The 24,911-nt window shown below is 63.8% G+C and carries 21 protein-coding genes; 8 read left to right on the top strand and 13 right to left on the bottom strand.

Translation table 11 applies throughout. The features are described from left to right. The first annotated feature begins 18 nt into the window (after positions 1 to 18). Positions 19 to 1,173: a cobalamin-independent methionine synthase II family protein gene (locus NO876_RS08140; protein ID WP_256421193.1), complete on the top strand. Its 1,155-nt coding sequence runs from the start codon at positions 19 to 21 to the stop codon at positions 1,171 to 1,173. 517 nt (positions 1,174 to 1,690) lie between these two features. Here NO876_RS08140 and NO876_RS08135 read toward each other — a convergent pair. The 9 genes from NO876_RS08135 to NO876_RS08095 form a co-directional block, all read right to left on the bottom strand. Next, positions 1,691 to 2,668 carry a calcium/sodium antiporter gene (locus tag NO876_RS08135; protein WP_256421192.1) on the bottom strand — a complete coding sequence of 326 codons (978 nt, stop codon included), beginning with the start codon at positions 2,666 to 2,668 and terminating at the stop codon, positions 1,691 to 1,693. Between the two features lie 128 nt (positions 2,669 to 2,796). After that, a complete protein-coding gene (locus NO876_RS08130) occupies positions 2,797 to 3,405 on the bottom strand; it encodes a class I SAM-dependent methyltransferase (RefSeq protein WP_256421191.1) in 609 nt (202 codons plus the stop codon). Positions 3,406 to 3,588: 183 nt separating this feature from the next. After that, the gene (locus NO876_RS08125) at positions 3,589 to 3,834 is read right to left on the bottom strand and encodes a PRC-barrel domain-containing protein (protein ID WP_256421190.1); all 246 of its coding nucleotides are present in this window, start codon (positions 3,832 to 3,834) and stop codon (positions 3,589 to 3,591) included. Positions 3,835 to 3,930: 96 nt separating this feature from the next. Then, positions 3,931 to 4,941 (bottom strand): NADP-dependent oxidoreductase, encoded by a 1,011-nt coding sequence (locus NO876_RS08120; RefSeq protein WP_256421189.1) that lies wholly within the window; start codon positions 4,939 to 4,941, stop codon positions 3,931 to 3,933. Between the two features lie 240 nt (positions 4,942 to 5,181). Continuing rightward, complete coding sequence (locus NO876_RS08115) at positions 5,182 to 5,898, bottom strand: maleate cis-trans isomerase family protein (RefSeq protein WP_256421188.1); 717 nt, start codon at positions 5,896 to 5,898, stop codon at positions 5,182 to 5,184. Next, entirely contained in the window at positions 5,895 to 7,553 is a 1,659-nt protein-coding gene (locus NO876_RS08110; RefSeq protein ID WP_256421187.1) for a hydantoinase B/oxoprolinase family protein, read from the bottom strand. Before NO876_RS08110 ends, NO876_RS08115 begins: the two co-directional genes overlap by 4 nt. Next, positions 7,550 to 9,595 (bottom strand): hydantoinase/oxoprolinase family protein, encoded by a 2,046-nt coding sequence (locus tag NO876_RS08105; protein WP_256421186.1) that lies wholly within the window; start codon positions 9,593 to 9,595, stop codon positions 7,550 to 7,552. The genes NO876_RS08110 and NO876_RS08105 overlap by 4 nt, the downstream gene beginning before the upstream one ends. Then, a complete protein-coding gene (locus NO876_RS08100) occupies positions 9,596 to 10,804 on the bottom strand; it encodes an Nramp family divalent metal transporter (RefSeq protein ID WP_256421185.1) in 1,209 nt (402 codons plus the stop codon). 160 nt (positions 10,805 to 10,964) lie between these two features. Continuing rightward, a complete protein-coding gene (locus NO876_RS08095; RefSeq protein WP_256421184.1) occupies positions 10,965 to 11,537 on the bottom strand; it encodes a ribbon-helix-helix protein, CopG family in 573 nt (190 codons plus the stop codon). 233 nt (positions 11,538 to 11,770) lie between these two features. On the opposite strand from NO876_RS08095, the gene NO876_RS08090 reads away from it, so the two are divergent. The 4 genes from NO876_RS08090 (at position 11,771) to NO876_RS08075 (ending at position 15,271) form a co-directional block, all read left to right on the top strand. Next, complete coding sequence (locus NO876_RS08090; RefSeq protein WP_256421183.1) at positions 11,771 to 12,799, top strand: zinc-dependent alcohol dehydrogenase; 1,029 nt, start codon at positions 11,771 to 11,773, stop codon at positions 12,797 to 12,799. 31 nt (positions 12,800 to 12,830) lie between these two features. Then, positions 12,831 to 13,238 carry a 6-pyruvoyl trahydropterin synthase family protein gene (locus NO876_RS08085; RefSeq protein WP_256421182.1) on the top strand — a complete coding sequence of 136 codons (408 nt, stop codon included), beginning with the start codon at positions 12,831 to 12,833 and terminating at the stop codon, positions 13,236 to 13,238. A gap of 26 nt (positions 13,239 to 13,264) precedes the next feature. Continuing rightward, complete coding sequence (locus NO876_RS08080) at positions 13,265 to 14,179, top strand: class I SAM-dependent methyltransferase (RefSeq protein ID WP_256421181.1); 915 nt, start codon at positions 13,265 to 13,267, stop codon at positions 14,177 to 14,179. 63 nt (positions 14,180 to 14,242) lie between these two features. Beyond that, positions 14,243 to 15,271, top strand: coding sequence for a sodium:calcium antiporter (locus tag NO876_RS08075; protein WP_256421180.1), 1,029 nt, complete (start codon positions 14,243 to 14,245; stop codon positions 15,269 to 15,271). Between the two features lie 523 nt (positions 15,272 to 15,794). On the opposite strand, the gene NO876_RS08070 is transcribed toward NO876_RS08075, so the two are convergent. Beyond that, positions 15,795 to 17,309 (bottom strand): aldehyde dehydrogenase family protein, encoded by a 1,515-nt coding sequence (locus NO876_RS08070; protein WP_256421179.1) that lies wholly within the window; start codon positions 17,307 to 17,309, stop codon positions 15,795 to 15,797. A gap of 187 nt (positions 17,310 to 17,496) precedes the next feature. Between NO876_RS08070 and NO876_RS08065 the strand changes: the two genes are divergently transcribed. Next, entirely contained in the window at positions 17,497 to 18,696 is a 1,200-nt protein-coding gene (locus NO876_RS08065; RefSeq protein WP_256421178.1) for an iron-containing alcohol dehydrogenase, read from the top strand. A 55-nt stretch (positions 18,697 to 18,751) separates the two neighbouring features. Here the strand turns inward: NO876_RS08065 and NO876_RS08060 are convergent, their stop codons facing one another. The 3 genes from NO876_RS08060 to NO876_RS08050 form a co-directional block, all read right to left on the bottom strand. Next, positions 18,752 to 19,546 (bottom strand): IclR family transcriptional regulator, encoded by a 795-nt coding sequence (locus tag NO876_RS08060; RefSeq protein ID WP_256421177.1) that lies wholly within the window; start codon positions 19,544 to 19,546, stop codon positions 18,752 to 18,754. Positions 19,547 to 20,002: 456 nt separating this feature from the next. Beyond that, on the bottom strand, positions 20,003 to 20,767 hold the full coding sequence (locus NO876_RS08055; RefSeq protein WP_256421176.1) for an IclR family transcriptional regulator: 765 nt from the start codon (positions 20,765 to 20,767) through the stop codon (positions 20,003 to 20,005). Positions 20,768 to 21,205: 438 nt separating this feature from the next. Beyond that, the gene (locus tag NO876_RS08050) at positions 21,206 to 22,897 is read right to left on the bottom strand and encodes a (2,3-dihydroxybenzoyl)adenylate synthase (RefSeq protein ID WP_256421175.1); all 1,692 of its coding nucleotides are present in this window, start codon (positions 22,895 to 22,897) and stop codon (positions 21,206 to 21,208) included. 184 nt (positions 22,898 to 23,081) lie between these two features. Between NO876_RS08050 and NO876_RS08045 the strand changes: the two genes are divergently transcribed. Both NO876_RS08045 and NO876_RS08040 read left to right on the top strand, forming a co-directional pair. After that, positions 23,082 to 23,372 (top strand): hypothetical protein, encoded by a 291-nt coding sequence (locus NO876_RS08045; protein ID WP_256421174.1) that lies wholly within the window; start codon positions 23,082 to 23,084, stop codon positions 23,370 to 23,372. After that, positions 23,372 to 24,853: a sodium:solute symporter family protein gene (locus NO876_RS08040; RefSeq protein ID WP_256421173.1), complete on the top strand. Its 1,482-nt coding sequence runs from the start codon at positions 23,372 to 23,374 to the stop codon at positions 24,851 to 24,853. The genes NO876_RS08045 and NO876_RS08040 overlap by 1 nt, the downstream gene beginning before the upstream one ends. Positions 24,854 to 24,911: the final 58 nt, after the last annotated feature.

The following is a 24,911-nucleotide window of genomic DNA, read 5'->3' as shown; positions in this document are numbered from 1 at the left end:
CTCAACGTTCGGTAAGTAATGAAACGAAGCGACGAGCGCGTTCTCACGACTCACGTCGGGAGTTTACCACGAACGGACCACCTAGTCGAATTGATGCACCAGCGGGGGGAGGGTACAGGCATCGATCGAAACGTGATGAACGATGCGATCGACGAGGCGACGGGGCGGGCTATACGGAGGCAGTCCGACGTCGGCATCGACATCGGAAACGACGGCGAACAGTCCCGTCCCGGGTTTCACATCTACGCCTCAGAACGGCTCGAAGGATTTAGCGAGCGTACCATCCCCCGGCCGCAGTGGGCGGACGTCGAGGATTTTCCGGAGTACGCTGGGAAGGCGTTTCCGGATATTGTCTCGGAGGCACAGACGCGGCCGGTGGCGACCGAAGCGGTGCGGTACGACGGCGGATCGCACATCGACACGGAGATTGAACGGTTCCGATGGACGCTCGACACCACGGGGGTCGAATTCGAAGAGACGTTTATGACTGCGGCGTCCCCGGGCGTCATCGCCTCCTCGCTCGGGAACCAGTATTACGAATCTAACGACGAATTCACTTTCGCGCTGGCGCGCGCGATGCGAGCCGAGTACGAGCGGATAGCGGATGCGGGACTGCTCTTACAGATCGACGCGCCGGACGTGCTCTCCGAACGCCATCGGAAATTCAAGAGCCTCTCCACAGAGGAGTTCAAAAGCTGTGCCCGCCGTCGGATCGAGGCGATCAACCAGGCTACAAGCAGCGTCCCGGCCGAGCAGATCCGCCTGCATTGTTGTTGGGGAAATTACGAGGGGCCCCATCACAAGGACATCCCTCTCGAAGAGATGCTCCCGATCCTGTACGAAGCCGACGTCGGCGGGTTGCTGATCGAACGAGCCAACCCACGACACCACCACGAGTGGCGGGCCTTCGAAGAGTATCCGCTGCCGTCAGAGTGGGTTTTGGTCCCCGGCGTCGTCGACGTTAAAACCAATATCGTTGAGCATCCGCAGACCATTGCGGATCGAATTACGAAAATTGCCGAGATCATCGGAGACCCATCGCGGATCATCGCAGGCCCCGATTGTGGACTCGCCACGCTCGCCGGACACCAGATCGTCGAACCCGAAATCGCTTGGGCCAAACTGGAGGCACTCTCCGCGGGTGCGGACCGAGCCAGTGAGACTCTGTTTTAACATATATCAATAATACATTTCCAAATGGTATATTTCGGTCGCTTTTCGGTCCGAGAAAATAGATGGCTTGCCAACGTAAAAACTACAAAGAGTATACTAGTACAGTAGACAACTACCACACCTGATAAATTAATATAGAATACTTTATCTAATGTGAATATATTTAATATTTCTGACTATCATAATCGGCTATTCTTTCACGTTGCGATGAGAAACAGCTGGGTACTGTTCTCTCGTCTCGTTGGACGCGACCCCGTAAACCGTCTCGGATTTTCGGTCAGGCGAACTGTTTCACAAGCGGTACGCTTGCGAGAACAGGTGTCTTTGTACGATCCCGAGCACCGACTTCTCGGTAACTGCCGTTCTCGGAGCCCACACGCGGCCGTTCCCGGACTCCACCTACTATGGTCGTTTGAGCGACTGACCAGCAAGGGGTAGCCCTCTTCGGAGTGACTGTGTGGCTCGGAAGATACCGGGTCGAACGTCTTTCCGCTGGAGTTCTACTCGGAACACCAATTTAAAGAAAACTCCCGAGGTTCACAATAAAGACCACATACAGGAGCAGTAGCGTCATTCCCTCCCAACGCGTTATTTCGCGGTCCTGCGTGATGAAAAAGTACAGAACCGTGATCAGGACCATTGCCGGAAGTCCGTAAGAGCGAATACTGGTCGGAACGACGAGGTCGCCTGCGAGGCTCGGTAGGCCGGTACCGAGGAAGCTGTTATAAAGGTTCGAACCCAGGACGTTCCCGACGGCCAACCCGGGGAGGTCCCTCCGCACGGCTACGATGCTGACGACGATCTCGGGGAGCGACGTTCCCACCGCCACCGCGGTGATCGCGACGATCTCCGTTCCGATCTGAAGGGTGGTCGAGACTGTGATGATGGACTCGACGAGACCGTACGCCGCGGCGAAAACTACCCCTATGCTCAGAACCAGTCGAGCGTAAGTCCTCGTGTCTGTCTGTGGCCTGGGCTCTTCTGAGTCCGCCTCACCGCTTTCCTCGACCATTTCTTCGATCAGCATACCGACGTACCGATCTTTCTCTCTGATGGTGAACTGGATGTACACTCCCAGGGCTACTACCGCGAGCAGCCCCTCGTACCACGAGAACGGAGAGCCCCACGTGGCCAAGAGGAGGAACACCGCCGACGCGACAAGCAACGGGAGGTCGACTTCGACGAGTTCGCGAATCACGAGGATATTTCCGCCGACGACAGCCGCGGTTCCCAGCACCAAGAGCATATTCGAGATGTTCGACCCGACGACGCTTCCCATGACGATTTCCGGTGCGCCTCGGAGCACTGCCAGAATCGACGAGGTGAGTTCCGGTAGCGACGTTCCACCGGCCACGACCGTCACTCCGATTATGAACGGCGAAACCCCGAGTGAGAGGCCGATTTGCTCCGCGGCCGAAGTGAACACGTCCGATGCGAGCAATAGCGCTCCGAGACTTCCGACGAACAGCACGGCGGGGATGAGTAGTTCGGCCATCCGTCCTCTAGGTGCGATGACACGCCTCTGCGTAATAAGGCTGCACTGGTCGAGCACGGAGTCTCGACCGCCGGTGCGCCGACACGGCGCGTGAGGCCCGAGGAGACGGGACCGATCGAAGAGATCGGTCAGTCCTCGGCGACCGGTTCGCGGGGGACCTGTTGCGTATGCCCGTGTGAGTTCCGTGCGATCACTTGCGCGCACGCTCCCCGGTGGCCCTCCGTACCGGTGGTGAACTCTCGGTAGTGGAGGACTGTCAAATCGAGACTGGCCCTGAGGAGTTCGTTCGCCCCGACGCGGTGGCGTTCGGACGGACCGCGATCGACCGAGTCGGTCGTGCGGAGATGCGTCTGATAGTATATGACGCCGTCGGGGGCGAGCGCCGCTTTGATATCGGTGAACCGATCCAGTATTTGGAAGTACTGAATCGTGATCACGTCGTAGATCTCGTCGGGATACTCGTGGGTGTGGGCGTCTCCCCGAATCCACGAACAGTTCTCGTCGACGCCTCGCTTCTTCGCGTTCTCCCGGGCGATTCGGAGTCCCTCCCGCGATTTATCCAGCGCGTCGACCGTATACCCGTTTTCGGCGAGAAACACGGCGTTCCGTCCGGTCCCGGTAGCGATATCCAGCGCGCGGCCGTCCGGAAACGAACCGATGTACTGCCGGAGGACCGGCGCTGGATCGGGATCGAGTGGATACTCTCCCTCGCGAAACCGCTCGTCCCAAGTGGGCATATCTAGACGATACGGTCGGTCGGTATAGTCTCTCGGGAGAATCGACTGCGAGTGCCTGTGCCGCGAGTCGCGTGGGACATCGAGAGCGTCCTACGTGGGATGCCCGCGACTCTCAGCGTAGCCATCGGCCCTGTGGCGTCCTACCCAAGGGTCGAACCCAGCGAATACGAAAACGAACCGTTCCTACTGGCGTGGGGGACTGACGAGGAGGTAGTCCTTCTTCGCTTCGACCCTGTGAGCCGGGACGAGTAACTGCCCGTCTTCGACGCGATCGAAGCCACTGGTCGCTCGATCGTTCGGATCCAGACGGAGGTGTTCGAGCGCTCCCGTCGAGGGATCCATCGTCACGTTCTCGACGGTCCCGATTTCGGCACCGTCGGTCGTCATCACGTTACAACCGCTGAGGGAGGATGCGAGGACCGAATCCATAGTGCGACAGTTCTCACAGAGACTATTAACTTTCGAGGAGACTGAAAACGTCGCTTCAGTAATGTTCGCGGATATCTTCCCTCCCGTATCGACGGATTACGGACGCACTCGGACGACCTGTTTCCCGATGTTGTCCCCCGAAAAGAGCCCGAGGAACGCGTCGGGGGCGGCTTCTAACCCGTCGACGATCGTTTCACGGTGCGTGAGGTCGCCGGTCGCGACCCACTCCGCGAGTTGCTCGCTCGCTTCACCGAAGCGAGGCGCAAAGTCGCCGACCAACAGCCCCCGGACGGTGGCGCGGGTGGCGATGAGTTGCGGGAGTTTCCGAGGCCCGGTGGGGACCGATTCGTCGTTGTAGTGGGCGATTTGTCCGCAGACAGCGACGCGGGCGTCGAGCGCCAATCGCGAAAAGACGGCGTCGGTAATGGGCCCGCCGACGTTGTCGAAGTACACGTCGACTCCCTCGGGAGCGACGTCGTCCAGCGCCGATCGATAGTCGTCGGTCGCCTTGTAGTTGACCGCGGCGTCGAATCCGAGGTCGTCGGTCAGCCACGCCACCTTCTCGTCGGAGCCGGCAAACCCGACGACATCGCACCCGTTCAGCTTCGCGATCTGTCCGACGACGGATCCGACCGCACCCGCAGCGCCGGAGACGACGACGGTGTCGCCGGGGTTCGGGTCACCCACCTCGAGCAAGCCGAAGTACGCCGTTCGGCCGGGCATCCCGAGCGCCCCGAGGTACGCGGGGGGATCCGCAACGTCCGTGTCGATTGCCTGGGTGTCGGCGGCGTCGAGGACGGCGTATTCGCTCCAGGTCCCGTTCCCGGTGACGACGTCTCCGATCTCGAACTGGTCGCTGTGACTGTCGACGACCTCCCCGACGACGCCGCCTTCCAGCATCTCGCCGACTGCCCACGGCTCCGCGTACGATTCGGAGTCCCGCATTCGACCCCGCATGTACGGGTCGACCGAGAGATACTGTACCTTGACGAGGACCTCGCCGTAGTTCGGTGTCGGAACCGGCGATTCGTCGAACTCGAAATCCGCCCGGGTCGGTTCGCCGCGTGGCCGTTCAGCGAGAGACCACGCGTGATGAGTGTCTGTCACAGTACCCCTTCGAGCCGCACGGACAGCCGTCTTCCGGCATCGGCAGAGGGTTCCGCAACACGCTCGAATGCTCTCTCGACGATCGCCGTGCACGGTCCGTGGATGCGACGACCCGACACTGTCTGAGAGACGTTCGTAGACCGCCCGTCCGTGTCACGCGGTGCGGCCTTCCAATGCGGTCGACGCGAGCGCGGACCGCACCGCGTCCGCAACGTCAACACCGGGGCGAGGCCACTCGGACTACGCGCCGTCGGCGGGCGTGGCCTCTCGGAGTCGAACGTCCAACTTCGGCCGGACGCCGACCCGGTTGCACAGGTCCCAGACCGTCGCCGCGTTGCTCGAAACGACGGGGACGTCGAACTCCCGTTCCAGCGACGCCAGCGCCGACATCGATCGGTAGTTCGTACACGAGACGAACAGCGCGTCCGCATCGGGGGCGTTCGAGAGGACCGATCGACCCTGACTTTCGGCTTCGTCGGGGCTCAACGCGCCGATTGCGGTGTTCTCCACGAGCCCTCGGCCGTCGATCGAGACGACGTCGAACCCGTTCTCGACCAGGTACTCGCGCTCCAGGCGGTCCAGCTCTGCCGAGTACGGCGTCGCGACGGCGATCCGATCCGCGTCGAGTGCGTTCAACGCGCGCACGACCGAGAGCGCGGTCGCCACCGCCGGCGCGCTGACCGCCTCGGACAGCCGGGATTCCAGGCGGGCGTCGAAGCCGGAGCCGTGGATGAGACTCCCGGTGGTGCAGGCGTAGGCGACGCCCTCGACCGCCGCGTGCGAGAGCAGCGAGGCCGCGCGCTCGGCGTCGTCGGCCATCGAGTCGAGTTCCTCCCTGGTCACGTCCTCGAGCGGCATCCGCGCCGCGTGCACGGTGCAGTCGTCCGGGAGCGCGGCGCGGAACTCCGGTTCGACGGTGGTGTTCGACGAGGGGACGACGACGCCGAGACGGCTCATCGGCCGTTCACCTTCCCGTCGCGTCGGTCGCGATCTCTGGCGGCCGGGTCCCGGTCGTCGGGGTCGCCGTGACCGCCACCGCCGGGCGTCCGGATCGAGACGGTCGTCCCCGCCTCGACGTCGATAGACGCCTTCGAGGGGACGTCCTCGCCGTCGACGAGGTTCTCCCCGGTCGCGCCGTCCTCGCCGCCGTCGATTCCCGCGGGGGCCGTCCGACGGCGCTCCGTCAGCAGCGACACGGTCGCCTCGGTCTCGACTGTCACCGTCCGTTCGAGTCCCAGTCCACCCCGATATCGGCCGTCGCCCCCGCTGGACGGGCGCAGTGCGTACCGCTCGACGCGGAGCGGATACTCGGTCTCCATCGCCTCGACCGGCGTGTTGAGCGTGTTGGTCATCCCGACCTGCACGCCGTCCATCCCGTCCTTCCCGGGACGGGCGCCGAACCCGCCGCCGATCGTCTCGTAGTAGGTGAACTCACCGCTCCGATCACCGATGATGAGGTTGTTCATCGTTCCCTGCCCGCCGGCGGGCACCTCTTCGGGGACAGCCGCGGCCAGCGCGGCCAGCGTGACGTCGGTGACCCGCTGGCTCGTCTCGACGTTGCCGCCGACGACCGCCGCTGGAGGATCAGGGTTGAGCACCGACCCCTCGGGTGCCGACACCGATACCGGCTCGTAACAGCCGTGGTTCGGCGGGATCTCCGGATCGGTGATCGCGCGGACGACGAAGTAGACCGCGCTCTTGGCCACCGACAGGGGCGCGTTGAGGTTGCCCGCCACCTGGTCGGCCGTCCCGGCGAAGTCGACGTCGATCGAGGCGCCGTCGACGGTGACGGCCGCTTTTATCGGGATGTCCTCGTCGGTCACGCCGTCGCCTTCGAGGACGTCTTGCGCCCGGTACGTGCCGTCCGGGAGCTCCGCGAGTTCGGCTTCGACGCGCTCGCGGGAGTACTCGATGACGGCGTCGAACGCGTCGAGCAGCGTCGAGCCGTGTTCCTCCAGCAGCTCGCCGATCCGCTCTTCCGCCCGCGCGTTCGCGGCGCGCTGGGCCCGGAGGTCAGCCTCCCGCTCGTCCGGCGTCCGGACGTTGGCCCGGATCAGCTCGTGGACCTCGTCGTTCGGCTCACCGCCGTCGACGAGTCGGACCGCCGGCAGCCGAAGCCCCTCCTCGTAGATCTCCTGGGCGCCCGGCGGCATACTCCCGGGCGAACTCCCACCGACGTCTGCGTGGTGCGCCCGCGACACGGCGAAGCCGATCACCTCGCCGCGGGGGGCGATCGTCGAGACCAGCGTGATGTCGGGCAGGTGCGTCCCCCCGGCGAAGGGGTCGTTGACGATGAACACGTCGCCCGGTTTCGGGTCCTTTTCGAGGACGATCTCGACCGCGTCGGGCATCGCGCCGAGGTGGACCGGGATGTGTTCGGCCTGCGCCACCATCCGACCCGACGCGTCGAAGAGCGCGGTCGAGCAGTCCTGTCGCTCCTTGATGTTCGGCGAGTACGCCCCGCGGATGAGCACGTGGCCCATCTCGGTGGCGACGCTCTCCAGTTGGTTCCGGAGGATCTCCAGAGTCACGGGATCGATCTCGTCTTGCGTCCCGTCTGTCGACCCTCCGTTCGTCGCTTCCCCGTTCGCCGTCGTGGGATCGTCGCTCATTTCTCGTCCACCCCCGCGATCAGCGCGCCGTCTTCACGCACCCGCACGTCCCAACTCGGCGGAACGACGATCGTGCTCTCGTCGCCCTCGACGATCGCCGGCCCCTCGATCGTCCCGCCGGGTGCCAACTGGTCCCGGTCGTACACGGGGGTCTCGTGGACCCCGTCGGCGAACGCCGCTTCCCGGCTCCCACGCTGTGGCTCCCCGCCGGCGGCGTAGTCGATCGCCGGTGCGCTCCGCGGGACGGTGGTCGTCACACGGCAGTTCACGAGTTCGACCGGTTCCTCGGCCTGATAGCCGTACGCGGACTCGTGCGCCGCCGCGAACCGCTCGCCGGCCTCCCGGGCGTCGAACGGCCGATCGACGTCGACGGGGAGCTCGAAGCTCTGACCGGCGTATCTGAGGTCCGCAGAGCACGTCACGTCGGCGTTCTCCCGTTCACTGACTTCCGAGAGCAACTCCTCGGATAGATCCTCGTACACGTCGTCGACGTCGTCGGGGTCGACGTCCGCGAGCGATCGCTGATAGGTCCGAACGGCGTCGCGCTTCTCGTCTGCCGCGAGCAGGCCGTAGGCCGACAGGACGCCCGAGGCGCGCGGGATCACGACCCGGTCGATATCGAGGCCGTCCGCGATCGAGATCGCGTGCATCGGCCCCGCGCCGCCGAACGCGACGAGCCCGAACTTCCGGGGATCGTACCCTCGCTCGACGGTCACAGAGCGGATCGCCCGCGTCATGTTCGCGTTCGCGACCCGGTAGACGCCGCGGGCGGCCTCCAATGCACTGTCCATCCCCGCCTCGTCTGCGAGGTCCGCGAGGACGTCGTGGGCGGCCGCCTCGTCCAGCGACATCTCGCCGCCGAGGCTGGTGCTCGACCCGATGTACCCCAGGACGAGGTTCGCGTCCGTGACGGTCGGTTCGGTCCCGCCCTTTCCGTAGCAGGCGGGCCCGGGATCGGCCCCGGCAGAGCGCGGCCCGATCCGGAGCGCGCCGCCGGCGTCGACCCACGCGATCGATCCGCCGCCCGCGCCCACCGTCTCGATGTCGACCATCGGCGTCTTGATCGGGCGGTCGTTGATCACGCCCTCGGTCGTCCGCTCGGCCTCGCCGTCGCGGACGAGGCTCACGTCGCTCGAGGTCCCGCCCATGTCGAAGGTGACGAGTCCCGCGTGGTGGTCGTCGCCGGCCGAACGGTCATCGTCGCCAGTCGAGCGGTCGTCGCCGCCGTCGCCCGCCATCGCGCTGGCTCCCACGACGCCCGCGGCGGGCCCCGAGAGGACGGTCGTGACGGCGTTTCGTCTGACCGTGTCGGCGTCGGTGATACCGCCGTTAGCCTGCATAATCCGCGGTTGGGGGACGCCGTTCTCTCCCGCGCTCTCGGTCAGGTGACTGACGTACCGGTCGATCGCCGGCCGGACGTACGCGTCGACGGCGGTCGTCGACGTCCGCTCGTACTCGCGGAACTCCGCGAGGACCTCGTGGGAGGCCGACACGGGCACGTCGAGTTCTTCCCGCAGCACCTCCGCCACGCGCTCCTCGTTCTCGGGGTGGGCGTACGCGTGCAGGAGCGAGACCGCGACGGCCTCGACGTCCGCCTCGCGGATCTCGCCGGCGATCGCACGCACTTCGTCGTCGTCGACGGGCCGTTCGATCCCCTCGGTCGTCGTTCGCTCGGAAACCTCGTATCGGCGGCGTCTGGGAACCAGGGGGGTCGGCTTCTCCGCGTCGAGGTCGTACAGCGACGGCCGGTCCTGGCGACCGATCTCGAGGACGTCACGGAAGCCCTCGGTCGCGACGAGCGCGGTCTTCGCGCCGTCCTCCTCGAGGAGCGCGTTGACCGAGACGGTCATCGCGTGGGAGAACTCCGTCAGCGTCTCGGGATCGATTCCGGCCTCCGCGCAGGCCTTTTCGATCCCGGCCATCACGCCCTCGCTCTGGTCTTCGGTGCTCGGGACCTTCGCGGTCACGAGTTCGCCGCCGAGCGACAGCGTCACGTCCGTGAACGTGCCGCCGACGTCGACGCCGATCCTCCGCTCTTCCATTTACAGCACCCCGGCCACGTCGAGGATCGTTCGGACGCCGAGCCACACGACCACGATCGTCACGATCGCGCCGAGGGCGTTCGCGACCGGTCCGTTGGTGTACTCGCCGAGGAGGTCCTCCTGGTTCATCGCGTAGATCAGGAAGATCGCGACGATGGGGAGCAAGATCCCGTTGACGACCTGCGCGAACACGATGATCTCGACGGGGCTCCCACCGAGAAGCACCGAGAGGACGCCGACGCCCAGGATCGTCCCCCAGACGGCGCGGAACCGCGTGCTCTGCATATCCGAGTCCCAACCCAGCGCTCCCGTGGTCGCCCACGCGCCCGCCAGCGGCGCCGTCGTCGCGCTCGTGAACCCGGCGGCGAACAGCCCGATGCTGAAGAACAGCTCCGCGTACGGGCCCGCGAGCGGCCTGAGCTGTTCGGCCATCCGCCCGACGTCGCTGATCTGCGTTCCCGGTTCGAACGCGGCGGCCGCGGTGACCATAATCGTGATCGTGATCACGCCGCCGACGACGATCGAGAGGATCGTGTCGGTCCGCGAGTGACCGATATCTTCGGGACCGCTCCAGCGCTCTTGGACGTTGCTCGCGTGCAGGAACAGGTTGTACCCGACGATCGTCGTCCCGATGAGGCCCGTGATGAGATACAGCGATCCCGACGGGACGCCCGGCACGAACCCCATCGCGATCGCGCCGAAGTCCGGACCGATGAGGGCCGCCGACGCCACGAACGAGAGGGCCATCACGCCGACGAGGCCGACGAGCGCCCGCTCGATCAGTTTGTACCGGCCGGTGTACAGGAGAGTGCCGGCCACGAGCCCCATCACGACGCCCCACACCGTCGAACTCACGCCGGTGATGGTCGCGAGCCCCGCCGCGCCGCCGAGGATGTTCCCCGCCTCGTAGGCGGCGGTCCCGATCCCGATCGCGCCAACCACGAGGAAGATGCTCACGTACTCGACGGCCTGGCTGTCGAACCGTTCGCGGAGCGCCTCACCGAGTCCCTCCCCGGAGACGAGGCCCAGTCGCGCGCTCATCTCCTGGAGGACGATCGTCGCGATGATCGAGAACGCGATCGTCCAGAGGAGTGCGTAGCCGAACTGTGCTCCCGTTACGCTCGCAGTCGTGACCGTCCCGGGGCCGATGAACGCCGCGGCGACCATCGCGCCCGGACCGACGGATTTGAGTCGTTGGATGAGATTCATTGTCGGTGGATTTGATATCCAGTGTCACGGTGCGGGTAATGCTAAAAAAGGGTTGTTGAGACTCTCGTGCATCAGTTCATCAGCCGTATGAGATACGTGCATATTTTCATCGCTCGTGTGAACGCCAACTGAAAGACGATCATCGCTACAGCGCTCGGGGTCACTCGGCCCGAGAGCCGCTGCCGTCGTCAAGTTCGCGTTCGGTGAAGAGCACCTTCGAGACGCTCTCTTCGATCTCGACCTCGAAGGGGAGATCGACCACGCTCCCGCGGATGAACCGGACCATAAACCACCGCAACTGCTCGGAGGGAAAGACGACGTGGTAGCTCCCCGCCTCGGCCCGTCGAACGGTCAGGAACCCGCACAGCGAGAGCCAGTCGAGGACGTCCTCGAGCGAGTCGAACCGCTCGGCGTACTCTGAAGCGTGGTACCCGGCCACCTGATCGATCGTGTCGAGGAACTCCCCGTCCCGGTCTTCGGGGCCCGCTACCTGGTTCAAGAACGCGTGCAGCAGGTCCACGTCGAGGAGGACGTGTTCGCCGGTCGAGAGCATCTCGTAGTAGGTCTGTAGATGGTCGCTGTCGCTCGCCCTCGCGGAGTCGAAGTTGGCCGCGTAGAACGCGATCGCCTCGCGGATCACCTCGCTGCGACTCTCGTCGGTCTGCTCGGTCAGTCCTTCGAGCGCGTTTTTCGCGTCCTCGTCGAGCGACACCGTGACCCGATCCCCTGGCATAGTTCGTGTCGCTACCGGACGGACTTATAGTATGCTACGCGCCGGCCGGGCGCGACCAGGGCGACGTTCTACCCCAGTGCGGCCGACAGTATGAATATCACGTAGTTCGACCGACGAGGTATCATCAGATCAGCTATGTGTCCTGTCTCGTTCGCCGGCGGTGATATCCGACACTGCGCGCTTGTCTCTCGGAACCGCACGAGCCGGATCAGACGTCCCCACGCCTCACGCTGATGCAGCGGGAATCACTGTACTTCACGGGCCCGTTCGAGACGGAGCTCAGACCGACCACCGTCGAGATGAGCGACGAGGAAGTGCTCGTCCAGACGCGAATCTCCGGGATCAGCGCCGGGACCGAACTGCTCATCTATCGGGGGGAAGCGCCGACGGACCTGCCCGCCGACGAGACGTTCGAGACCATCGACGGCGACCTGTCGTTCCCGCTTCGGTACGGCTACGCGGCGGTCGGCGACGTCGTCGCCGTCGGGGACGCCGTCGACGACGAGTGGCTCGGACGGTCCGTGTTCGCGTTCGACCCCCACGAGACGCGCTTCGCGATCGCCCCCGAAAACCTCCTTTCGGTCCCGGAGAACGCGACCCCCGAGGCGATGGCGCTGTTCCCCTCGGTGGAGACCGCGACGTCGCTCGTGCTCGACGGCCAGCCACGGATCGGTGAGGAGGTGGTCGTCTTCGGCGCGGGCGTCGTCGGCCTCTGTACCATCGGGATCCTCTCGTCGTTCCCGCTCGACCGCCTCGTCGCGGTCGAACCGATCCCGGACAGACGAGAACACGCGCGGTCGATGGGGGCCGACGTCGCGGTCGCGCCCGATCGCCTGGACGACGTTCTCGACGCCGAAGTCGATGCCTCTCCCCGGAGTGATTTCCCCGAGGGCGTCGACCTGGCGTTCGAGCTCTCGGGCCGTCCGGCCGCGCTCGACGACGCCGTCGACGCGGTCGGGTACGACGGGCGCGTCGTGGTCGGCTCGTGGTACGGCGAGAAACCGGCCACGCTCGATCTGGGCACGTCGTTCCACCGGGATCGTATCTCCGTCGAGTCGAGTCAGGTGAGCACGCTCGCGCCGGAGACTCGCGGCCGGTGGACGAAGGGTCGGCGGGCGGCGACCGCGCTCGATCGCCTCTGCGAACTCGACGTCGCCTCGCTCGTCACCCACCGGATCCCCTTCGCCGACGCGTCCGAGGCGTATCGCCTCCTCGACGACCGTCGGGATGGCGTGCTACAGGTGCTTCTGACCTACAAGTAGTTCACGATCGAACGTACTAACACGCTTCACAATGACACGAACCGACCCGGACGACGCGTACGAACTGACCGTCGAGAGATCGTTCATCGCACAGCACTACCTGACTGTCCCCGATCCCGGGCCCGAGGGCGTCGTACACAGTCATCAGTTCACGGTCGAACTGCGGTTCTCGGGCTCGACGCTCGGCGAGTACGGGTACCTCGTCGACATCGACGCCGTCGACGCGCTCCTCGACGACCTCGAGGCTCGCTACCGCGACGCGCTGCTCAACGACCTCCCCGAGTTCGAGGGACTCAATCCGAGCATCGAACACTTCGCGCGGTTGTTCGGCGACCGCGTTGCCGAGGCGCTGGCCGATCCCACGCCGACGGGGCTGACCGTCCGGATCTGGGAGGACGACGTCTCCTGGGCCAGCCATAGCCGTCAGCTCGGGGAATGACCCCCCCTTCGTCAGCGTCCGGACCGATGAATCACGCCCGACCCAGATACCTCGAATCGAAGCGCTCGGTCGACGACCGGGCCCTGTCGAGACGCGTTCGAGAGCGGTTGCTGGCCGACCTCCCGCCGGACCCTCGAATCGTCGAGGCGGGGTGTGGAACCGGCGTCACGGTCTCTCGGCTCCTCTCGTGGGGGATCGCCTCCGGACGGTACCTCGGCGTCGACACCGACGAGCGAATCGTCGATTTCGCCCGAGACGTCCGTCCGAAGGCGCTCCGCCGTCGGGGGTACGCCGTAACCGACCGGACGGGCCAGATCGACCGGTGCGATCCGATCGAACCGACTGACCAGACCGCTTCGCCCGATCCCGAGTTCACGGTCGCCGATCTCGACGTCGGGTTCGCGACCGGCGACGCGCTCGATACGCTCGAAGCCGCCTCGGACTGCGACCTGGTCGTCGCCCAGGCGTTCGCCGACCTCGTGCCGCTCTCCCGGTTCGTCTCGGCGGTCGAGTCAGCCCTCCGACCGGGCGGGCTGGCGTACGTCCCGATCACGTTCGATGGCGGGACGATCTTCCAACCGGACCACCCGGCCGACGACGCCGTCGAGGGGGCCTATCACGCGGCGATCGATGCCCGTCCCGGACGGGACGTACGGGCTGGCCGCCACCTGATCGATCTGCTCGGGCGGCGCGCTGGGACGCTCCTGGAGGCGGAAAGTTCGGACTGGATCGTCCGCGCACGGGGTCGGAGGTACCCCGCGGACGAGCGTTACTTCCTGTCTCGGATCCTCGGATTCGTCGACGAGGCAGTGGGCTCGTCGTCTCACTCGGTCGACGCCTTCGACTCGTGGCTCTCGACACGTCGGGAGCAACTCGGCAGGGGATCTCTCACGTACGTCGCCCACCAGTACGACCTGCTGTATCGCGCGCCGAAGAGCTAGTCCGCCTCGAAACACTCCTCCGACCGGTACGTTCTTTTCTCCGCTTCGAGACGGTTCCACTCGATGGCGCTGCTCGGATTCCTCCCCAATACGCCGATCGTGAACGGGACTGTCGTCCTCGTCGCAACCGGACTGATCTGGATCGGGAGCGGGTGGCTCGAGACGTCCGCGGAGCGACTCTCCGCGCACTACGGGCTCCCGGCCGTGGTCCAGGGGTCGATCGTCGTCGCGATCGGCTCCAGCTTTCCGGAACTCTCGAGCGTCGTGTTCGCTGCCCTCTCGGGGGTGTTCGACATCGGCGTCGGTGCCGTCGTCGGCTCCGCGATCTTCAACATCCTCGTCATTCCCGCTCTGTCGGGACTCGCCGCGGCTGACACGCTCGAGACCAACCGAACGCTGGTGTACAAGGAGGCGCAGTTCTACATGATCGCGGTGTCCGCGTTGATCATCACGTTCGCCTTCGCGATCATTTACGTGCCGGTCCCGGACGGACCGCCGCTCATCGGACGAATCACCCGGCCGCTCGCGGCGGTGCCGTTACTCCTGTACGGGTTGTACCTCTTCATCCAGTGGCAGGACGTCTCGGACCACGCCGACGCGGGCGTCGTCGACGCGGGCATCCGCCGGCAGTGGGTGACCCTCGGTGCCGGCCTCGCGCTGATCCTCGTCGCCGTCGAACAGTTGGTCGGCAGCGTCGAGTCACTTTCGACCACGTTCGGGATCCCGGAACTGCTCGCCGGGGTGACGATCGTCGCCGCCGCGACGAGTCTGCCCGACCTGCTCGTCAGCGTTCGATCCGCCCGCGACGGTAACAGCGTCACCAGCCTCGCCAACGTGCTCGGCTCGAACACGTTCGACCTGCTGGTCGCGATTCCGATCGGCGTCCTCATCGCCGGGAGCGTCACGGTCGACTTCGCGACGGCCGTCCCGATGTTCGCGGTTCTGACACTCGCGACCGTGATTCTGTTCGCGATGATTCGAACGGACCTGCGTCTCAGTACCGCGGAAGCGTACGGACTTTTGGTGTGCTATCTGCTGTTCGTCGCGTGGCTGATCACCGAGGTGCTGGGGATCACGACTGTTCTGAAATAATTGAATATTTACCTATTTATAACCCTGACAGAAAAACAAGATAAATATAAAACGTGAGAGCAAGTCTCTTTTTGTCTCTTTAGCGCACCTAGAGGCGTTTGTTACGCGACAATTCTCTGATTTCTAATCAGATTCTCGGTGCCACTACCCCGAGACACCCGTGAAATATTAAAAATAGTATGTATATAAATTCACTCACTATATTATTCTTATATAAATTCCGATACTATATAAAACAACTATTATCGTTAATTTTCACCGTGTTCTGGCTTGTCACTGAGGTTCAATATGTCAGGGGACGATACCCTCTTCGTTCGAGATAAAACATCTTTGGTGGAGAAACCCGCGGAACAGCGTCGTGCGGAGCGACCTAACGAGCCTGTCTCGGGCGTTCACGACCCGTAGAGGCAGCAAAGCGGGTTTGTATCCGGAATCCACGGCAGTGTTCGAGTTCCGGTCCGGGCTCCCCGGCGAATCGCTGCGTCCGTGTGTCGGACGCGGGGCTATCCCGGGGGCGACCAACTTAGAGTTCGGGCTCGTCGAGGTTCACGTATACGCTCTTCTGACGCTGGTAGTGATCGAGGGCCTCCAGCCCAAGGTCCTTCCCGAAGCCCGACCGCTTGAACCCGCCGTAGGGCGCGTCTGGCATAATCGGCCCGTACTCGTTGACGTACACGAGGCCGGCGTCCAGGTCGTCGGCAGTCTGATGTACGAGCGACGTGCTCTCGGTCCCGATGCCGGAGGCGAGCCCGTACTGCGTGTCGTTCGCGAGTTCGATCGCCTCGTCGTAGCTCTCGAACGTCTGGATCGTCTGGACCGGCCCGAAGATCTCCTCGCAGCCGACGGTCATATCGTTCGTCACGTCGTCGAAGACGGTCGGTTCGACGTAGTAGCCGTCGGCCAACTCCGGGTCGTCCGGCCGCCCGCCGCCGCAGAGCAGATCCGCCGCTTCCTTGCCCGTCTCGATGTAGTCGGTTACGGTCTCGAGCTGGCGCTTCGAGGTCAGCGGCCCCATCGTCGTCTCCTCGTCGAGTGGGTCCCCCAATACGTAGGATTCGGCCGCCTGGACGAACCGCTCGGTGAACTCGTCGGCGATCGACTCGTGGACTAACGCCCGGGAGAAGGCGTCACAGATCTCGCCGGTGCTGTAGAAGATACCGTCGGCGACGGCTTGGACGACTTTGTCGAGGTCCGCGTCGGGGAAGACGATGAACGGGGACTTGCCGCCGAGTTCCAGCGTCACCGGCGCGACCCGGTCGGCGGCCGCGCGCATCACCCCGCTGCCGACGCCGGTGCTGCCGGTGAACGAGACCTTACGGATCTCTTCGTGTTCCGCGATCGCCTGCCCGACCTCGCTGCCCGATCCCGGCACGACGTTGAGCACGCCGTCGGGGAAGATGCCCTCCGAGAGCTGCGCGGCGCGGACCGTCGACAGCGGCGTGTCGCTGGCGGGCTTCAGGACGCACGCGTTGCCCGCGGCGAGCGCCGGACCGAGTTTCCAGGCGGCCGCCCACAGGGGGTAGTTCCAGGGGACGATCTGTCCGACGACGCCGTACGGCTCCCGTTTCGTGTAGAGGTGGAGGTCCTCCCCTGCCGGTACCTCGCTGCCGCGTTGTCCCCGAATTGCGGACGCGTAGAACTCCAGTGTATCGATCGCGCCCTCGACCTCGCCGCGGGCCTGCGAGATCGGCTTGCCGCAGTCCAGACACTCCAACAACGTGAGTTCCTCGACGTGATCCGCCAGGACGTCGGCCCACTCGAAGAGGCGCTCTGACCGGTCGCGGACGGTGGCGTCCTCCCACCCGCCCCCGAAGGTGTCCCACGCCGCGCCGACCGCGTCGTCGACGTCGCCGGCGTCGGACTGCGGGACGTCGACGATCGATTCACCGATCACCGGATCCTCGATCCCCCGTTTCGGTCCCCCGGTGCGACGCTCGCCGTCGATCCACGCGCCGAACTCGACGTCGGCCGTTGCCTCCCGGTGTTTCGAGCGGTGCCGCTCGGCGATCGTACTACCGCCTGGTCGCGAACTGTCCATACAGCCTGTCTCTCTCACCGGTTCAAAAAACTTCTCACGATGCGGTCCGTCCGGATGAAACAAGCGATTGTTGCTTGTTCCATCATCTTTATATGTTGTATTTCCCGAATTTCGTGTGGATGCGACACAACAGCCGCGACTGTCCGACGAGTAGCACAGCCATCCCGTCCGCGCGGAGGAAGAGACGATGAGCCTCGGCGAGTACACCTTCTCGTTCCCGATCTGGGTCGAGTTCGGGAACGGGAAGAGCGAGCGGACCGGCGAAGTGATCGACGCGAAGGGGTGGGAGAGCGCGCTGGTCGTCACCGACCAGGATATCAGGACGGCCGGCATCCTCGACGGCGTCGAGTCCTCGCTCGAAGCCGAGGGAATCGAGTACGAGGTCTACGACGAGATCGAGCCCAACCCGACGACGGCGATGGTCCACGACGCCCTGGAGACGCTGAACGCCGGTGACTTTGACGTGGTCGTCGCGGTGGGCGGCGGGAGCGTCATCGACACCGCGAAGTGCGCGACGCTTCTGAAGACCAACTCGGGGGAGCTCTCTGAGTACGAGGTGAACGTCCCGGAGGATGTCACCGCGGGCAGTATCGAGAACCACCCGCACCCGCTCGTCACGGTCCCGACGACGTCCGGGACCGGGAGCGAGGTGGACTACTGGGCCGTGATCACCGCGCCCGATAGGGAATTCAAGATGGCGATCGGTCAACCCCCGCTGTACCCCGATGGGCCGTACCTCGGCGCCGAGGTCTCACTGGTGGATCCCGAACTGACTGCGTCGCTCCCGCCGCGACAGACCGCTGCGACCGGGTTCGACGCGTTCTCCCACGCCCTGGAGAACCACGTCGCCGCCGGGGCGCCCGAACTCGTCAAGCCGTACACGAAACACGTGATGGGGCTCGTCCCGGAGTACCTCCCCGACGCCTACGAGACGGGCGATATGGAGGCCCGCGAGCAGATGCTGTACGGGTCGCATATGGCTGGCTTCTGTGAGAACTTCGCCGGGTTCGGCGCGATTCACTCCCTCGCCGAGGTGACTGGCGGGATGTATCCCGAGATCCCCCACGGCGAGGCAATCGCGGTGTTCACGCCGCCGGTGATGCGGTACAACCTCAAGGAGTACCCCGCGCGCTACGCGGAGGTCGCCGAGGCGATGGGGCTCGACACCGACGGACTGTCCGACGTCGAAGCCGCACACGAGGCGGTCGAGGCGGTCGAGGCCCTGATCGACGAGGTCGACCTTCCCTCGAGCTTGAGCGAACTCGACGTCGACGAGGACGATCTCTCCGAGATCGCCGAGAAGTCACTTGAGACGATCGAGATCCACGACAACCCCCGCGACGCCGACGCCGAGGACTTGCTCGAAGTCGCCCGCGACGCGTACTGAGCCCCCTCCCGCTATCTTTCACTCCACCGTTCGCGCCCGATAGGGACCAAGCGGCCTACGTCCGGGACGCGTCCGCGAGTTCGGACTCCAGCGAGTCGGCCACGTCCTCCAGCGCCCGCGGGATCTCTGTGTCGAGCACCGATCCGTCGATCCGGTATGTCGGCCCCGAGACGCTGAGCGCACCCACCGCGGTTCCGTCGGCTCCGGTTACCACCTTTCCGACGCTTCGGAGCCCATCCGTGTAGTACCGATCTCCGATGGCGTATCCCCGCTCGTCGACCCGATCCAGTTCCTCGAACAGTTCCGCACGCGACGTGATTGTCTGCTCCGTGACTGCGGGAAGCCCCGTGTCGTCGACGATCGCTTCGACTCGGTCCCGCGGATAGGACGCGAGGATCGCGAGGCCGGATCCGGTCGCGTGCATCGGGTAGTAGGTACCGATGTTCGCCCGATATCGCTTCGTACCGTCGTCACTCCCGTACTTCGCCCACTTGTGATACGACTCGACGACCGTGATGACCCGACCGTGGTCGTCGACGACGAAGTCGCACTCCTCTTCGGTCCGCTCGGCCAGTTCCTCGACGGCCGCTTTGACGGCCGAGAACCAGGACCACTGCTCGCGGGCGTACTCGCCGAGGTTCAGGAACTTGTAACCGATGTAGTATCGCTCGCCGACCTTCCGCAGGTATCCTGCCCGTTCGAGCGTCGTGAGGTGCTTGTGAGCCGTGCTCTTGGCGACGTCGTGTGCTTCGACGATCTCGTTCGTCCGTGCGCCGCCGATTTCACGGATCGTCGAGAGCATTTCCAGCGACGTTTGCGTCGTCTTCACGATCGATTCGTTCTCGGTCATTGGTACCAACACGCTCACACGCGAATATAAAAATTTCGCATATCCGAACTTTGAAGTTCGGGCCTTGAAAGATCGGTCGTAGCCGGGGGGAACTCCAGCACGGTTTTGCAGTCACCGCCGTACCGCTCTCTAGGGCGTGCTACTGCATTGAGGCCGCTTCACGGCATTCTGTCAGATCCCGTTCACTGATACGGTCGCGGTTTCCCGAGACAACATTTGGACGTATACTTCGGAATTCACAAACTATTTGGTTAAATAACGGAAACTGATACAGGATCTCGATTGATACCTGCTCTAGATCACGTATTCGAGACGATATTGTCTAAACGGTGACGTTCCAAGGTTCGACAAATAGTTCGATTATCTCGAACTGGACTCGCGTTCTCGATGCAACTATGTACATAACAAACGTACGTATGTTACCGCGTTCGTTTCGGGCTCGGTCGGCCGATCGAGTCAGGCGTACGAGATAGTGAGTTGAAACTCCTTGACGGCTCCTGTCACGAGTTCGGGGAGATCGGTCTCGAAGCGTTCGCCTCGCATTCGGTGGATCGGACCGGCGACGACCAGACTTCCGATAACGGTTCCGTCGGCATCGAAGGCGGGGGCTGCGACGGCCCGCAACCCGTCGGTGTACTCCTCGTGGGCGAAGGCGTAGCCACGTTCTCGGATCTCGTCCAAGTCGTCCAGCAACGTCGCTCGATCGGTCAACGTCTCGTCCGTGCGTGGCGGGAGCCCGTACTGATCGAGGATCCTCGACCTCCGTTCGGCGGGGAGGTGTGCGAGAATCGCCTTTCCCGACGCGGATTGGTGAAGCAACAGGTTCTGCCCGACCTTCGCCTCCGATGGAACACCCTCCGTTCCCATCTCGCAGTATATGAAGGTCCCGACGCCTTGTTCTTCGACGAGGAATCCGACGAACTCGCCGGTTTGATCTGCCACCTGCTGGACGATCGATTTCGACTGCCGGTGAAACGGATAGCGCTCCCGCGCAGCCCCACCGAATCGGAGGAATTCTAATCCGAGCCGGTACTCCTCGTCTCCCTTCGAGACGAATCTGCGCGCGCGCAGCGTCTCCAGGTGGCGATGGACAGTGCTCTTCGAGACGTCGACCTCGTCTGCGATCGCCGTGAGCGTGGATTCGTCGAGGCTGTGCAGCGCTTCCAGTATCTCGAGAAGAGTTTCGTCCGACTTGATCGTGTCCCCGGTTGGCTCTCGCATTCTACCTTTTCGTACGGTCGTCTCCCACAAATTTGTTCCGCCTCGTGCAACGAACGATGGGTTCTTCATCATCGTTTACGCTCATTCCCCACCGCATTCCGTCAAAAGGAATTCAAGCTCTGTCCGCTGTCGGAGCCGCTATTGGATATATTCGGCCAAGTATCTATAATTTATAAATATCGAGGTGTAAGAATTCGGAAAGCAGGTTAGTTCGACCTCAGAGATTCCGAACACCAGTCTACCGCGTTGTTGCACACTGTGGATTGATACCGACTTACACGTTATTGCCTGGGGAAACGCGTGACCGCTGGTCGACGGAGTAGTGGTGTCGCCTGGGAGTCTTTGACCTCCGTGATCGCACGACAAACGGGTTAACTGAGAATCGGTGACGGACGCTACCGAATGGAACCGGAATGCGACAGTGGAAACGTCGCGAGCTTACTGATCGTCGTTGGACGCCTCGAACAGATCGCCGATGCGGTCCTCGAGGGCTTTCTTTTCGATTTTCCCGACTTCAGTCCGGGGGAGCGACGGGAGCACGGCGAGTCGTTCCGGTCGCTTGAATACGGCGATACCCCGTTCGTCGAGAAACGACGACAACTCATCGACCGAAACGTCCTCGGCCCCCTCAGCTAACTCGACGACGGCCGCGGGTCGTTCTCCGAGTCGATCGTCTGGAATGGCGACGACAGCGACGTTTGCGATCTTCGGGTGTTCGATGAGTTCGTCCTCGACACCAGGTGCGTAGATGTTCTCGCCTCCGCGGATGATCGTATCCTTCATTCGGCCGTACACTTCGAGGTTCCCGTCCGGGCGACGCGCGAGGACGTCCTCGGTGAAGAACCAGCCGTCCACCGAGAAGTTCTCCGCGTTCTCCTCGTCGTTACGGAAGTATCCGGTGAAGTACCCCGGTCCGCGAACGGCGAGTTCTCCCGCCTCTCCGGTGTCGAGGTTCTCTTCTCGGTCGGGACCCACGATACGGACCTCGTCGGCCTCGGGTGCGATTGGGCGGCCGACCGTGTGGGCTTGTACCGCCAGCTCGTCTTCCGGGCGGGAGCAAATCAGGGGCCCTTCCGCCATCCCGAAGATGTTGCAGAACCCGACGTCCCAGCGCTCGACCGCCCGTTCGACCACTGCGGGCGGGACTTTCTGCCCGCCGCTGACGAGCACTTCGAGGGAGGTCAAGTCGTACTCGTCGACGTCGGGGTGATCAAGAATGTCGAGGATCTGGGTGGGCATCGGAAGCGTGTAACTCCCGTCGACGCGTTCGATGAAGTCCATCAGATGTTCCGGTTTCAAGACGGGTTCGACGGCAACGGTCGCGCCTTCCCACAGCGCGGCACCGACGATGCAGTTCAACGACGCGTTGTGGCCGATCGGGACGCTCGGGAACGCGATCCAGTCCGTCTCGACTCCGGCCACCTCGGCCATCCGTTCCCACTGGAACACGTAGTCGTTGTGGGTCCGTGGAATCGCCTTCGGTAACCCGGTGGTGCCCCCCGAGAGGAGCATCACGCCCGGATTCGCCGGGTCGACGTCAGTTTCGACCACCTGCTCCCCGTACGTGTTCACCCACCGCTCGTCTCGCATCGACCCGAAAGTCACACATTCGTCGAGCTCGGCGGCCCCGTCGTCGGTGACCGCGATGACGTGTTCGAGGGAGTCGTGAGCGGCGCGGACGTCGTCTGCGAGGCCGACGAAGTCGAACCGGTTCGGGTAGCGATCGTGGTCGACGACGTACGCGCGGGCGTCGGTCAACTCGACGACGTGGTTCGCCTCGGCCTCGCGGTGGCGCGGAAGCACCATCACCGGGACGACGCCGATACGGGAACAGGCGAGAAACGTCTCCACGAACTCCGAGCAGTTCGGCAGCTGAAACACGACGCGTTCGTTTGGACGCAAGCCCAGTTCGCCGGCGAGATAGGACGCGATCTGTCGGGTGCTCGCTGCGAGTTCCCCGTAGGTGAGCTCTCGGTTCGGACCGACGAGCGCCGTCCGGTCGGGGTGCGCCTCGGCGTGTTCGTCGAGCACCTCGTGGAACGTCGTCTCTCGCCAGTACCCCTCTTCGACGTACTGACGCTGTCGCTCCTCGTCGAACGGCACGTATCCGGCTAACGATGTCGGCTCCATAGGATCGCCTGCGGTCATTGATACGGAACCACGTATCGGACCCAGCGTGATAAAATTATAGTGTCGACGTCACACGGAATCCTCCCGCGGCTCGTCTCCCTGCTTTGCGGTGCGATCCCGTGATCGATAACGTACGTTATAGATAGATTCAAGTGTACCTATTCGAAACGTGGCTTCCGTTACCATGATAGGCGATAGCTTTTGGACACCGAAGCGGCCGGTCCGGATCGCGCTTTTGGGGGCCGTACTGGCGATGGTCGTGCTCCACCAGAGCGAACTCTTCGGGCTGATGAGTTCACAGACGCTGATTCTGGGCTGGATCCCGGTTCAGATCGCGTACGACGTCGCGTACCTCCTAGTCGGGACTGCCATCCTGGCCGTGATGTACCTCGTCGCTCCCGAACCGCCGTCGGAACACGAACCGACCGCCGGCGACAGCGCGAGCGACTCGGCCACTGGGGGGAGTGATCGCTGATGGCGTCGGGATCGAACCTCCTCGTCGTCGCGATCACGACCGTCTACCTGCTCATCGTACTCGGGGTGGGCCACCTCGCCGCTCGGGCGACTGGAACGTCCCGCGAGGACTACTTGATGGCCGATCGGTCGTTCAGTACGATCATTCTCCTGGCCGCCCTCTTCGCGACGAATATGACCGCGGTGGTGATGATCGGCGCGCCCGGTCTGGCCTACAGCGCCGGTGCGGGCGCGTTCGGGTTCTTCGTCGTCCTCTTCGCGTTCCTGTTCCCGGTCTTCCTGATGACCGTGGGGTACCGCATCTGGATGGTGGGCAAGGAGTTCGGTCACATCACGCCCGCACAGATCATCAACCACCGCTGGGACGCGGAGTATCTCGGCGTCCTAGCGATGGTGATGTTCACCATCTGGACGATCCCCTACATCCTCGTCGGCGTGCAGGGCGGTGGCATCGTCTTCGAAGCGCTCACGAACGGACTCGTTCCGTATTGGCTGGGAGCCGCGATCGTCCTCGTCGTCGTCGGCGGGTACGTGTACCAAGGGGGGATGCGCGGGACCGGCTGGACGAACGCGTTCCAGGGGGCGGTGTTCATCGTGTTTCTGCTCGCGATGTTCCTCTGGGTTCCCACCCGGATCGGGGGATTCGACAGCGCGACGCAGGCGGTCGCACAGATCAACGACGGGGTCCTCCTGAACCGTGGCGGTATCCCACCGTTCCAGCCCCGATCCTGGTTCTCACAGGGACTCATCGTCGCCTTTGGGGCGTTTATGTTCCCGCACCTCTTCGTCCGTTATATGACGGCGAAGTCAGTCAAGAACCTTCAGCAGACGGCCGTGCTCTACCCGATCGCCGTCATCGTCGTGTGGACGCCGGCGGTGTTACTCGGCTTTTGGGGCATCGCGCAGTTCCCCGACCTGGCGAATCCCGACTTCATCCTCCCGACGCTCGTCGGCGAACTCCTGCCGGTGTGGGTCGTCGGGTTCGCACTCGCGGGCATCCTCGCGGCGCTGATGTCCAGTCTCGACGGTCAGGTGCTCACGCTGAGCACGTTCTTCACCGAGGACGTCCTCAAAGAGTTCTTCAACATCAGCGAGTACCGAGAGGTCTACTACACGCGTGGGTTCCTGATTCTCATCTTCGTCGCGGCCTTCGTCGGAGCGATGGTCACCCGTGACAGTATCGTCGACACAGCGACGTTCGCCTTCTCCGGATTCGGGTTGATGTTCTTCCCGATCTGTTCGGCGTTCTACTGGCGTCGGTCCAACAAGTACTCGGCGTACGCGGGTCTAATCTGGGGATTCGTCGGCATCTGGGCGTTCGAACTCGGCCTCCTACCGAACAGTCTCACGTTCGGCTTCCTGCCGTTCGTTCCGGTCTTGCTCTCGCAAGTAATCCTGATGATCGTCGTCGCCTACGCCACGGGGAAACCCCCCAAAGATAAGTTGGAACAGTACGAGGAGCTATTCGAACACGTCTGGTAACAGCCCCGCGCGATTCGATCGACGACCGGACGAATCGTTCAGCGCTCGAACGACTAGC

It is taken from the genome of Halobellus rarus, from assembly GCF_024494595.1.
Lineage (GTDB): Archaea > Halobacteriota > Halobacteria > Halobacteriales > Haloferacaceae > Haloquadratum > Haloquadratum rarum.
This window is presented reverse-complemented; position numbering and strand designations above follow the sequence as displayed.